This window comes from Catenulispora sp. GAS73, assembly GCF_041262085.1.
Taxonomy (GTDB): Bacteria; Actinomycetota; Actinomycetes; order Streptomycetales; family Catenulisporaceae; genus Catenulispora.
On the sequence record NZ_JBGCCM010000014.1, the window covers coordinates 60714 to 72373 of the forward strand.

At 70.3% G+C, this 11660-nt stretch carries 11 protein-coding genes and 1 tRNA gene; 8 read left to right on the forward strand and 4 right to left on the reverse strand.

Annotation, left to right across the window (positions count from 1 at the left end):
* Positions 1-46 precede the first annotated feature (46 nt).
* Complete coding sequence (locus ABH935_RS21825; RefSeq protein WP_370379762.1) at positions 47-628, forward strand: hypothetical protein; 582 nt, start codon at positions 47-49, stop codon at positions 626-628.
* A 78-nt stretch (positions 629-706) separates the two neighbouring features.
* The gene (rdgB, locus tag ABH935_RS21830) at positions 707-1324 is read left to right on the forward strand and encodes an RdgB/HAM1 family non-canonical purine NTP pyrophosphatase (protein WP_370379763.1); all 618 of its coding nucleotides are present in this window, start codon (positions 707-709) and stop codon (positions 1322-1324) included.
* Positions 1325-1395: 71 nt separating this feature from the next.
* Here rdgB and ABH935_RS21835 read toward each other — a convergent pair whose 3' ends face one another.
* From ABH935_RS21835 to bcp, 3 genes are all read right to left on the reverse strand, one after another.
* Entirely contained in the window at positions 1396-2274 is an 879-nt protein-coding gene (locus ABH935_RS21835) for a DUF4190 domain-containing protein (protein WP_370379764.1), read from the reverse strand.
* Between the two features lie 101 nt (positions 2275-2375).
* Positions 2376-2449: transfer RNA gene (locus ABH935_RS21840), tRNA-Leu, on the reverse strand.
* Positions 2450-2489: 40 nt separating this feature from the next.
* Positions 2490-2969: a thioredoxin-dependent thiol peroxidase gene (bcp, locus tag ABH935_RS21845; RefSeq protein ID WP_370379765.1), complete on the reverse strand. Its 480-nt coding sequence runs from the start codon at positions 2967-2969 to the stop codon at positions 2490-2492.
* A 150-nt stretch (positions 2970-3119) separates the two neighbouring features.
* Between bcp and ABH935_RS21850 the strand changes: the two genes are divergently transcribed.
* From ABH935_RS21850 to ABH935_RS21875, 6 genes are all read left to right on the forward strand, one after another.
* Complete coding sequence (locus ABH935_RS21850; RefSeq protein ID WP_370379928.1) at positions 3120-3422, forward strand: co-chaperone GroES; 303 nt, start codon at positions 3120-3122, stop codon at positions 3420-3422.
* A 69-nt stretch (positions 3423-3491) separates the two neighbouring features.
* Positions 3492-4607 (forward strand): AI-2E family transporter, encoded by a 1116-nt coding sequence (locus ABH935_RS21855; RefSeq protein ID WP_370379766.1) that lies wholly within the window; start codon positions 3492-3494, stop codon positions 4605-4607.
* A 175-nt stretch (positions 4608-4782) separates the two neighbouring features.
* On the forward strand, positions 4783-6252 hold the full coding sequence (locus ABH935_RS21860; protein WP_370379767.1) for an FAD-dependent oxidoreductase: 1470 nt from the start codon (positions 4783-4785) through the stop codon (positions 6250-6252).
* Between the two features lie 162 nt (positions 6253-6414).
* Complete coding sequence (locus ABH935_RS21865) at positions 6415-8154, forward strand: MFS transporter (protein ID WP_370379768.1); 1740 nt, start codon at positions 6415-6417, stop codon at positions 8152-8154.
* A 97-nt stretch (positions 8155-8251) separates the two neighbouring features.
* A complete protein-coding gene (locus tag ABH935_RS21870; protein ID WP_370379769.1) occupies positions 8252-8854 on the forward strand; it encodes a hypothetical protein in 603 nt (200 codons plus the stop codon).
* Positions 8855-9093: 239 nt separating this feature from the next.
* On the forward strand, positions 9094-10017 hold the full coding sequence (locus ABH935_RS21875) for an undecaprenyl-diphosphate phosphatase (RefSeq protein ID WP_370379770.1): 924 nt from the start codon (positions 9094-9096) through the stop codon (positions 10015-10017).
* 86 nt (positions 10018-10103) lie between these two features.
* On the opposite strand, the gene ABH935_RS21880 is transcribed toward ABH935_RS21875, so the two are convergent.
* Positions 10104-11642, reverse strand: coding sequence for a hypothetical protein (locus tag ABH935_RS21880; protein WP_370379771.1), 1539 nt, complete (start codon positions 11640-11642; stop codon positions 10104-10106).
* Positions 11643-11660 lie beyond the last annotated feature (18 nt).

Below are 11660 nucleotides of genomic sequence, written 5' to 3' on the forward strand. Positions count from 1 at the left end.
CCCCGCGCGAGCCGGGGCTCCGAACGTCTTCCACAGGGGGTGGGTCATGACCGTGCGGCTGCGCGCGAGCGTGATACCGGGACTGGCACTGAGCGCGCTGGCGCTGGCGGGGTGTGCTTCGCAGGGCACGATCGGGACGAGCGCGGCGGGGGCCGCGGGCGGGTCGCTGCCCGGGGCGGCGAGCTCGACTCCGGCGGGCGGCACGTCCGCGACCGGAACCAGCGCCCCCTCTTCGGCGAGCACCGACTCCTCGGCGCCCTCCGCCCCGGCCAGTTCGTCCCAGGCCGCGCCGAGCTCGCAGGACCCCTCGGCCCTGGCCTCGTCGCTGAAGACACTCAACTCCCTGTGGACCGACCCCGGCTGCAAGACCGCGCTGGCCGGCTTCAGCACCTTCCTCTACGCGCAGGAGCAGGGTCAGGCGCAGGGCATCGCGGCGATCCCCGGCGCCCTACCGAAGATCCGTGCCGGCGCCCAGCAGACCAAGAAGCCCGGCGCGTCCCAGCCGATCAACAAGCTGGCCGCCGACCTGCAGACCATGTACAGCCAGGCGCAGCAGGGCAAGACGCCGGACAAGGGCCCGGTGAAGCAGGACTTCCAGATCATGGGCAACATCTGCTCGCAGCCGTGAGGTCAGCCGTGAGTGCCGCCGCGAGGGCAGTCGAAGCCGACCGCGGCGTGCCCCGGATGTACACCTAGACTGGCGCCCATGCGCCAGATCGTCCTCGCCACCCGCAACGCCAAGAAGATCACCGAGCTGGAGCGGATCCTGCTCGCCGCCGGCCTGACCGACGTCGAGCTCGCCGGCCCCGAGACCTACGCGGCGCTGCCGGAGATCCCCGAGACCGGCCTGACCTTCGCCGAGAACGCGCTGATCAAGGCGCGCGCGGTGGCCGCGGCCACCGGCCTGCCCGCCGTCGCCGACGACTCGGGGCTGTGCGTGGAGGCGCTGAACGGCATGCCGGGCGTGCTGTCCGCGCGCTGGTCCGGCCGCTTCGGCGACCTGCCGTCCGGGCCGGGACGCGACGTGGCGAACCTGCAGCTGGTCCTGGACCAGGTCGCGGACGTCCCCGACGAGGCGCTGGGCGCCAACTTCACCTGCGCGGCGGCGCTGGTGCAGCCGGACGGCACCGAGCATGTGGTCGAGGGGATCGTCACCGGGCACTTGATCCGGGCGCCGCGCGGCGACGGCGGGTTCGGCTACGACCCGATCTTCGTGCCGGAGGGCGAGACGCGCACCACCGCCGAGCTCAGCCCGGCGGAGAAGGACGCGATCAGCCATCGGGGACGGGCTTTTCGCGCGCTGGTCCCGCTGCTGAAGGGCTGAAGGGCTGACAGGCAGAAGCCCGCCGCCGACCGCATCCCGGTCGGCGGCGGGCTTCTGCGTTCCCGCGAAAACTACTTCCCGTACGTGCAGAGGTGGTCCATCTGCTGCAGGTCGGACTGGAGCTTGGTCTGGTCGCCGGTCCCGGCGGCGATCGCGGCGTAGTCGTCGTGCACCGCCTGCACCGTCGCGCGCACGTCGCTGCGCTTGGCGTCGGCGGCGGCCGTCGCCAGGTCGCTGATGAGCGTGGTGAGGTCGTTCTGGACGGCGGTCTGGTCGCCCTTGTTGGAGTCGGCCTCGATCTGCTTCGACCGCTCCAGCACCGCCGTCTTGCCGCGCGTGCACCCCGGGTCCAGCACGGACGGCTTCGAGGCGATCACGCCTCCGATGATGCCGGCCCCGGCGGTCACCAGGATGGACAGCACCAGCGCCGTGATCGCCAGGCCGCGTCCGCGCGCCTTGCCCTTGGCGGTCTTCACCATCCCGATGATGCTCAGGATCAGGCCGGCCAGCGGGACCCAGAACAGGCACAGCGCCACGATCGCGACCGCGCTGGTCACCGTGGGCCGCGGCGGCGGATAGCCGTAGCCGTACAGCGGCGGCATCGGCCCCGGACCCGGACCCGGTATCTGTCCCGGTGCGCCGTCCGGCCCGCCGAACCCGCCAGGAGCACCGGGCCCGCCGAATCCACCGGGCCCGAACTGCTGACCCGGAGCCCCGGCCGTCCCGCCGGGCGGGTACTCGGTCCCCGGCGCGTACTGCGCGCCCGGCCCGGGCTGCCCCTCGCCGATCGCCGGCGCGGTCTCCGTCGGGTAGCTCTGCTCGGGCAGCGCCGGGTAGCCCCGGCCCGGAGCGCCCGCCGCCCCGAACTGGCCCGGCAGCGGCGCCTGCCCGGGTGGGGCGGGCGGGCCGTCGTAGCCGAACGGGTTGGGTTCGTTGGTCGGTGTGCTCACGGTCGCGCATCCCCCAGGCTTCGTCGCGTCGATCTTCAACCGTCGGCGGGAGCCTAGCGGCCGGCAGCCGGGCGGCGGCCGACATGAACAAGATTTTGGAGTGGGGCCGACGAGATTTGAACTCGCACTGTAACGGACCTAAACCGTTTGCCTCCTGCCATTGGGCTACGGCCCCACCGCAGGCTATCGCGTCGGCGGCCGGCGCCGCACGCGACCTACTCGTCCAGCCCCAGATCGCGCCGCAACTTCGCCACGTGCCCGGTGGCCTTCACGTTGTACTGCGCCACGTCCACCTTCGCGACACCCTTCTCGTCCACGTCCAGCACGAACGTGGAGCGGATGACGCCGACCATGGTCTTGCCGTACAGCTTCTTCTCGCCGAACGCGCCGTACTCCTGCAGCACCGCCTTGTCCGGGTCGGACAGCAGCGGGAAGGTCAGCGCGTCGCGCTCCCGGAACTTCGCCAGCTTCTCCGGCTTGTCCGGGGACAGGCCCAGGACCGCGAAGCCCTCCTTCTGGAAGGACGCGATGTTGTCGCGGAAGTCGCAGGCCTGCTTCGTGCAGCCCGGGGTCATCGCGGCCGGGTACACGTACAGGATCACCTTGCGGCCGGCGTAGTCGGCCAGGCTCACGGACGCACCGTGGTCGTCGGTCAGGGTGAAGGCGGGGGCGGTGTCTCCGGAGTTGAGTTTCACGCCTCCAGGCTAGCCTTCCGTGCCCGCCGCCACCTGCCGCGAGCCGCGTGCCGCCGAACCGCCGGCGCTCATTTCTTCCCCGGGCGCCCGACCGCGGGCTCGTGCGATAGCGTCACAAGCGTGAGTTCAGGAGAGAAGCTTCCGATCCGGATGCTGCACGACCGCGTGCTGGTGCGCGAGGACCCCGAGGCGGGGGACCGGCGCTCGTCCGGGGGCATCCTCATCCCGGCCACCGCGCGCGTGGGCAACCGCCTGGCGTGGGCGGAGGTCGTGGCGATCGGCGCGAACGTGCGCACGGTCCAGGTCGGCGACCGGGTGCTCTACGATCCCGCCGACCGCGGCGAGGTCGAGGTGCGCGGGACGGACTACGTCCTGCTCCGGGAGCGCGACGTGCACGCCGTGGCGGCCGAGCGGCTCGCCGAGGGCGAGGGCGAACCCGGCCTGTACCTCTGATCTCGCCCCTGAGTTTCCGGCCACCGACTGGTTACCCGTAGACCACCCGCTTCCCCTAAGGTCGTGGGCATGGCTGGTGACCAGGCGACCTCGACGCGTGCCCCGCACTCCGAGCCGTCGAGGGCGAGCTCCGACGATCCGCCGTCGCTGTCCGCGATGCCCGCGGGCGGCTGGTTCGCGTTCGCCTTCTGGCTCGCCGCCGGCGGCATCACCGCCTACGCCCTGGTGCACCTGATCTCGGGCCTGGGCAGCCTGCTGTCGATCCTGATGCTCGCGGTGTTCTTCGCGACCGCGCTGGACCCGATGGTGACCGCGCTGGTCAACCGCGGGCTGCGCCGCGGCCTGGCGGTCTTCATCGTCGCGCTGGGCGTGCTGGCGGTGTTCGCCGGTTTCGTGGCGGTGATCTTCCCGCCGATCGACCGCGAGGTCAACTCCCTGATCAACGCCATCCCCGGCTACCTGAACGACCTGCGCAACAAGTCGACGTACCTGGGCAAGCTGGAGAACAAGTACCACCTGATCGAGAAGGTCAAGTCCTGGATCAACGCCAACAAGGCCGGGACCCTGGACCTCAACGGCATCCTCGGCGCCGGCAAGGCCGTGTTCACCCTGCTCACCGGCACCCTGGCCGGGATCGCGCTGACCTTCTACTTCGTGGCGAACATGCCCGGCATCAAGAACTTCGCCTACCACCTGGTGCCGGTCCGCCGCCGCCCGCGGGTCTCCGAGCTCTCCGACCGGATCCTGGCGCAGGTCGGCAAGTACGTGATCGGTCAGATGATCATCGCCTCCATCGGCGGGTTCTTCACCTGGATCTGGGCGATGGCCTGGTCGATCCCCTATCCGGCGGCGCTCGGCCTGGTGGTCGCGCTGTTCGGGCTGGTGCCGGTGGTCGGCTCCTCGATCGGCGGCGCGGTGGTCACGCTGGTGGCGCTGACCGTCTCGCTCAACGTGGCCATCTTCACCCTGGCCTACTACGTGGCGGCGCGCCTGGCCGAGGACTACCTGGTCGCACCCCGGGTGAACCGGCGCACCGTGGACGTGCACCCGATGGTCACGATCCTGGCCGTCCTGATCGGCGCCGCGCTGTTCGGCATCGTCGGGGCCCTGGTCGCGATCCCCGCGGCGGTGGCGATCAGGCTCATCGCCACCGAAGTGCTCCTGCCGCGCATCGACGAGATGTGATCGCTATCAGTACTGTGACGCGAAGCGTCTCCACAACGGGCGGTGGTGGGCGACGGGTGGGCCCCCGGATACGGCATGATCTCCCCTATCGGGTGAGACCCGAGACGCAGCATGCGCGGCGCGTTCCGGGAATGGGGTGGGACTACTACTGTGGGCGTTCTGATGGATACCAGCGATGACCGGTAGGGCTGATCTCGTCGTGCTCGGCGCGGGTCCCGCGGGCCTGGCCGCCGCGTGGCGCGCCGCCCGCCGCGGCCTGTCCGTGGACGTGTTGGAGCGGGCCGAGACCGTGGGCGGGATGGCGGCGTCGTTCGACGTCGCCGGGTTCCGCGTGGACTTCGGCAGCCACCGGCTGAACCCGGACCTGCCGGAGCACATCCTCGCCGATCTCAGAGCCCTGATGGGCTCGGATCTGCAGACCCGCTACCGCAACGGCCGGCTGCTGGTCGGGGACCGCTGGGTGACCTACCCGTTCAAACCGCGGGAGCTGGCCAAGTCGATGCCGGCGGTGCCGATGGCCCGCGCCGCCTTCGACGCGCTGGCGACCACCTGGCGCGGCAAGAAGCAGATCGCGGCGGCCGAGTCCTACGCGGAGCTGATGCGCGCCGGCTTCGGGCCGACGATGTACAAGCAGGTCTACGAGCCCTACGCCGCCAAGCTCTGGGGCGTGGCCGGCGAGGACATCGACATCGACCAGGCCCGGCGCAAGGCGGGCTCGCAGACGATGTGGGGCGCGCTGGTGCGCAGCGTCCGCAACTCGATCGCCGGCGAGTCGCTGGCGTATCTGTATCCGCGCCGGGGCTTCGGCCAGCTCTGCGAATCCCTCGCGGACGCGGCCATGGAGGCCGGCGCGCGCATCCGCCTGGGTGCCGCGGCCGAGCACCTGGCGGTGGACGGCGACGGGGTCAGCGTGACCCTGGCCCGCTCGGAGTTCCACGGTTCGGCGGCCGAACGCGGCGGCTGGTCGGGGGAGCAGCACTGGGCCGAGGGCGGTTCGGACATCAGGGCCGGCCACGTCTTCTCGACCATCCCGGTGCCGCTGCTGGCCCGGCTGACCTCGCCCGGCGCGCCGTACGAGGCCGTGGAGGCCAGCGGCAAGCTGAAGTTCCGCGCGATCCTGCTGGTCTACGCGGTCCACGCCGGCGGCCGCTGGACCGGCTGCGACGTGCACTACATCCCGGACGGCGACACCCCGGTCACGCGCATCTCAGAGCCCGCGAACCACCGCTTCTCGCCGGACGACCCGACCGAGCGGTCCGTGCTGTGCTTCGAGATCCCCTGCGACATAGGGGACGACCTGTGGGCCGCGGACGAGGACCAGCTTGCGAAGCTGATCGTGGAGACGGTGCGCCGCCTGGGCCTGCCGCAGCTGAACCTGGAATGGGTCCAGGTCAAGCGGATGCGCCAGGTGTACCCGATCTACCACAAGGGCTACCGCGAGGCGCTGGCCGATCTGGAGAGCTGGGTCGAGTCGCTGCCGCACGTGACCACGTTCGGCCGGCTTGGCCTGTTCACGCCGGACAACACGCACCACGCGCTGATGATGGGCTACGAAGCCGCGGACGCGCTGGGCAGCGGACAGTGGGACGCGCGGATGTGGGCCGAGGCGCGGGACCGGTTCGCGCAGCACGTCGTCGAGAGCTGATCTGCATTCAATCAATGCCGTTGTGACACGGATCACACCGTATCCGTGTCACAACGCTTTGTGAGCCATCAGACGCCTCTCACCTCGGCATATTGTCAGTGGCCTCCTCTAGCCTGGACTCAATCTGAGATTGAGTCCAAAGCCTGAGGGGGCTGACGAGGCATGGCTGAACCTGACATATCCACGGGGATTTCGACTCCTGATCCCAAGCGCTGGCTCGCGCTGGCGGTCATCTTGTCCGCGGCGTTCATGGACCTGCTCGACGTGACGATCGTGAACGTGGCGATCCCGTCGATCCAGAGCCAGATGAAGGCCGGCTACTCCGCGATCCAGTGGATCACCGCCGGCTACGCGCTGGCCTTCGCCGTGGTGCTGATCACCGGCGGCCGGCTCGGCGACATCTTCGGCCGCAAGCGGCTGTTCCTGATCGGCATGACCGGCTTCACGATCGCCTCGGCGCTGTGCGGCGTGGCGGCCACGCCCGGCATGCTCATCGGCGCCCGGGTCTTCCAGGGCGGCATGGCGGCGCTGATGGTGCCGCAGGTCATGGCGATCATCCACGTCACCTTCCCGGCCGAGGAGCGCGGCAAGGTGATGGGCATGTTCGGCGGGATCGTCGGCTCGGCCGCGGTCGCCGGGCCGATCGTCGGCGGCCTGCTGGTGCAGTGGAACCTGCTCGGCCTGCACTGGCGCCCGATCTTCCTGGTGAACCTGCCGGTCGGGATCTTCGGCCTGATCGTCGCCTTCCGCGTCATCACCGAGTCCAGGGCGCCGCACGCCACCAAGCTCGACCTGCCCGGCGTCGGGCTGTCCGTGCTCGGCCTGTTCATGCTCGTCTTCCCGCTGATGCAGGGCCGCGACCTGGGCTGGCCGCTGTGGGGCTGGCTGATGATGGCCGCCGCGGTGCCGGTGCTGGCCCTGTTCGTGCTCTACGAACGCCGCAAGGGCCGGCGCGGGGACTCGCCGCTGGTGGAGCTGAGCCTGTTCCGCTTCCGCTCGTTCGCCTCCGGCATCCTGACCAACCTGACCTTCGCCACCACGCTCGGTGTCTTCTTCCTGGTGTGGTCGCTGTACATGCAGCTGGGCCTGGGCTGGACGCCGCTGCACGCCGGCCTGACCGGCATCCCGTTCTCCATCGGCGTCTCGGCCGCGGCCGGCATGTCGGTGCAGTTCCTGGTGCCCCGGTTCGGGCGCAAGGTGGTGCAGTTCGGCGTGCTGCTGATGGGCGGCGGCCTGGTGCTGTACATCGAGATGGCCAAGCACCTGGACCAGTCCTTCAACTCCTTCCAGATGGCGCTGCCGCTGCTGATCACCGGCGTGGGCATGGGCCTGGTGGTGGCCCCGATCTTCGACCTGATCCTCACCGACGTGCCGACCCGCGACGCCGGCTCGGCCTCCGGCCTGCTGAACACCAGCCAGCAGCTCGGCCAGGCCTTCGGCATCGCGCTGACCGCGCTGGTGTTCTTCAACATGATGGGGACCAACGCCACCAAGGCGGTGGACGACCAGAAGCCGGTCGTCACCCGGCAGCTGGTGGCCGCCGGCGTGCCGGCGCAGCAGGCCGAGCAGGTCTTCGCCTCGTTCAAGCAGTGCGCCGTGGACCGCGCCAAGGAGAAGGACCCGAGCACGCTGCCCGCGTCCTGCCCGAACCCGGCCCACCCGGACCCGAACCAGTCGCCGGCGGTCGGGCAGATCCTCGCCGCGCAGGGGGCGAAGACCGGCCAGGAGACCATGATCAACGGGTACGAGACCACGCTGTGGTTCGTCGCCGGAGGACAGTTCCTTGTCTTCCTGCTGATGTTCTTCCTGCCGAAGAACGTGCGGGCCAAGAGCGCGGACGACTCTTCCGGGGCCGGCGACGACGCCGGTTCCGAGGATCTCGCACCTGTGTTCGCCCACTGACAAACCCCAGCTCACGAGCCTACTGCTGCCCCCGCGGGCGTTCGGACTTCTCCGGATGTTCACCGGGGGTTCGCCTTGATCGACAAGACTCGGGGGCATGGCGCGACAGTTCCGCCCGGAGCGGGTGGAGTATGACGTTCTCACCGCGCACCCCGATCCCGCCGAGGCCGCAGCCGGCGTGGTTCAGTGGGCCACCGCCGCGGTGGACGCCGTCGATCCCGCTCCGCTGAACGGGATGGACGCTCTGAAGGACTACGTGCTGGCGATGGTCCCGCGGCTGCGGGACTTCGCCGAGCATGTGGCCCAGCCGAACGGGGAGGCGCACTCCCCGGCGCTGCGGTACGGCGCGTACCACAGCGTGCGCGCGATGATCCGGGACAAGACCGGCATGGCGCTGGCCGAGGTGCACGCCGACGGCCGCGCGCTGCTGCCCGGGGAGCTCGACGCCGAACTGCGCGGCCGGATCAACGGGCTGGTGAACGTCGGCCTGCCGATGGTGACCCGGGCCGTGGACCAGGGCTCGTACGAGAACGCGCTGGAGTCCCTGATGAAGGCCCGCGGCGTGCTGAACGCCATGCTGCAGGCGGTGCTGAACATGGCCGTGTCCGGTCCCGAACCCCTGTCGCGGGAACAGCTCGCGGCCGTGCTGCGGGTGCAGCCGGCGGATCTGGACGGCTGGTACGCCGGCCGGACGCCGTAGGCTGCGATCCGGATCCGCATCCGCGTCTGCATCTGCATCTACTTTCGGGCGCATAACTGCTACAGCGTGTCGTAGGCTGTCCCCGGTATCCGCGAAGGGGGCGGCGGGTCCTGCCGAACGCTTCAGACCGGGCTCGTGTGCTGCTGCTTTGCCCTACGTTCACCGTCTGTTTCCTCGCGCCGTCGGACGCTCCCACTATCCTCCGGCAGACTGCATCCATTTTCCGACAGGGGTACGAGTTGTCCGGCCTCAACTATCTCGAAGCCTGCACCATCGGGCTGGTCCAAGGCGTCACCGAGCTGTTCCCCATATCCAGCCTCGGCCACTCGATACTCCTGCCGGCCTTCATCGGCGGCAGCTGGAAGGCCGACCTGGACATGACCGCCAAGGACTCGCCGTACCTGGCGTTCCTGGTGCTGGCGCACGTGGCGACGGCGCTGGCGCTGGTGGCGTTCTTCTGGCGGGACTGGGTTCGCATCATCAGGGCCCTGTTCACCTCGATCCGGCACCGCAGCGTGGAGGGCCCGGACGAGCGCCTGGCCTGGCTGCTGGTGATCGGCACGATCCCGGTCGGCCTGATCGGCATCGTGGCGGACAAGGCGCTGCGCACGCACCTGGGCAAACCGGTGCCGGCCGCCGCCTTCCTGCTCATCAACGGCTTCGTCATCTTCCTGGCCGACGCCATGCTCAAGAGCTCCTCCAAGGGCCGGCACGCCGACGACGGCAACGTCCCGCCGCGCCGCGGCGAGCCGCCGGAGGTCGCGGCCGACCGCCGCCTGGCCCGGCTGGGCTGGAAGTCCGCCGCCGGCATAGGCGGCGCGCAGGCCTTCGCCCTGCTGCCGGGCATCAGCCGCTCCGGCATCACGATGGTCGCAGGCCTGGCCCGCGGCCTGAAGACCGAGGACGCGGCCCGCTTCGCGTTCCTGCTGGCCACCCCGGTGATCCTGGCCGCCGGTGTGTACAAGGCCCCTGAGCTGGCCAAGCCGGCGAACCACAGCATCCTGGGCCCGGCCATCGCCGGCTCGGTGCTGGCCGGGATCGCCGCCTACATCTCGGTGCGCTTCCTGACCAAGTACTTCGAGAACCGTTCGCTGCGGCCGTTCGGCGTCTACTGCGTGATCGCCGGAGCCATCTCGCTGGTCTGGTTCACGGTGCACCACTGAGTTTCCGTGCCCCGAGCACTCCGGGCCGCCACCCGCGTGAGCGGGGTGGCGGCCCGAAGGCGTCTCACAGGGTTTTCACGGCGCGGTCAGCGGTATTCGTTGAGCCGCGGCCGCAGCCCCAGCACGGTCAGCCCGATCAGCAGGGCCGCCAGGACGTAGGGCAGCCACGTCCAGGTCCCGATCCCGTTCCTCGCCGCCGGCATCGAGCTCTCGAACTGCGCCTCGTTGAGGTTGATGACGTCTCCGAGGGCCTGGCTGTAGGCGTTGAACGCCTGGTCCGAGGACCCGAGGGTGGTGGCGTTGGTATCGAAGTCGATCGCGGCCTTCAGCCCCGCCGGGGTGTCCAGCGGCATGTTCCGGAGCTGCGCGTCGTCCTGGAGGTACGTGTTGTAGGCGCTGAACGCGTTCAGCGCCGCCTCGGCCTCGCCCGGGAAGGTGATGTTGTGGAACTCCTCGCCGAAGCTGCTGTTCCGGGTCATCGACGTCTGCGACAGGTCGTCCACGGTGCGGGCCTTCTGCTCCTGGTACACCGCCCCGGCGTAGCTCGGGATGTCGGTCCCGCCGGGCACGTCGGCGATCGCGTTCTCGGCCCGGAAGAACGACTGCTCGTACTCGCCGCGCTGCCCGGAGATGTCGTGCGCGAGCAGCCAGCGGCTCTCGTCGGCGTTGATCCCGGCGCTGGTGGCGTTGGCCTCGCTCAGCGCCAGCACCGAGTCGAAGGCGTCGTTCTTGGCGGTGTGGAAGTCGCCCGCCGCGGCGGCCGTGCCCGCGGCACCGCCGACCAGCAGGACCAGCGCGACCACGGTCGCGCCGGCCAGCGCCGGGTTCACCGCGCGCTTGAACCGCCGGAACATGTACACCTGCAGCACGATCAGGATGCTGAGCAGCACCATTCCGAAGGCCACGAACTTGGCGATCATCACGTCCAGCGAATCGTTCGCCGACGACGCGGAGGAGTCGATGGCGTCCCGGCTGGACCTCTCCAGGTCCGCGGCGGCCTTCATCAGGCCGCCCTTGTCGTCCGTGCCGAACAGCAGATCGTGCCCGTTCTGGTAGCCGGTGAACACCGCGACCGGCGCGGCCCCGGCGACCGAGCCGCCGACGCGCTCGTCGTCGGCGAGGGTGCGGGCGGCCTGCGCCTGGTACTGGCCGAAGTCGTCGGACACGGTGTGCAGCTGCTTCAGCGCCGGCTGGTCGCCGGCCAGCGCCACCGTCGCGTTCTCCAGGTCCAGGTCCGCGGTCGTGCGGTCGTTCTCGTACAGCGCCTCGCTGGCCGCGCGGGGCACGTGCACCTGGGTGTCGCCGTTCACGAGCAGCGCGTTGACCAGCTGCGCGTCCATGTCCTGGAGCCGGAACAGGAAGTCGTCGGTGGCGCGCACGCTGGGCGCGTCCGTGTTGCCGACGGTGCTGATCTGGGCTCGGGCCCCCGAAGCCGCGCTCGTCAGGACGACGGCGGCGATGACTGCCAGAACCCCGGCGGCGGCCACGGCCGCGCGCAGGAAGTTCGGCGTGGTCCCGCGAGGTGCGTGCGGGATGTGAGTGAGATGATCGCTGAAACTTGTTCCGCTGGTGGCTGCCCGGTGCGCTGTACTGCGGTTGGGCGCCTGAGTGAGAGTCCCCGACACGGTCTGAACATAGGGCCG

Bases quoted from the DNA above. Each gene is read 5' to 3' on its own strand.
- ABH935_RS21825 (WP_370379762.1), top strand. From the start codon at position 47: ATGACCGTGCGGCTGCGCGCGAGCGTGATACCGGGACTGGCACTGAGC.
- rdgB (WP_370379763.1), top strand. From the start codon at position 707: ATGCGCCAGATCGTCCTCGCCACCCGCAACGCCAAGAAGATCACCGAG.
- ABH935_RS21850 (WP_370379928.1), top strand. From the start codon at position 3,120: ATGCTGCACGACCGCGTGCTGGTGCGCGAGGACCCCGAGGCGGGGGAC.
- ABH935_RS21855 (WP_370379766.1), top strand. From the start codon at position 3,492: ATGGCTGGTGACCAGGCGACCTCGACGCGTGCCCCGCACTCCGAGCCG.
- ABH935_RS21860 (WP_370379767.1), top strand. From the start codon at position 4,783: ATGACCGGTAGGGCTGATCTCGTCGTGCTCGGCGCGGGTCCCGCGGGC.
- ABH935_RS21865 (WP_370379768.1), top strand. From the start codon at position 6,415: ATGGCTGAACCTGACATATCCACGGGGATTTCGACTCCTGATCCCAAG.
- ABH935_RS21870 (WP_370379769.1), top strand. From the start codon at position 8,252: ATGGCGCGACAGTTCCGCCCGGAGCGGGTGGAGTATGACGTTCTCACC.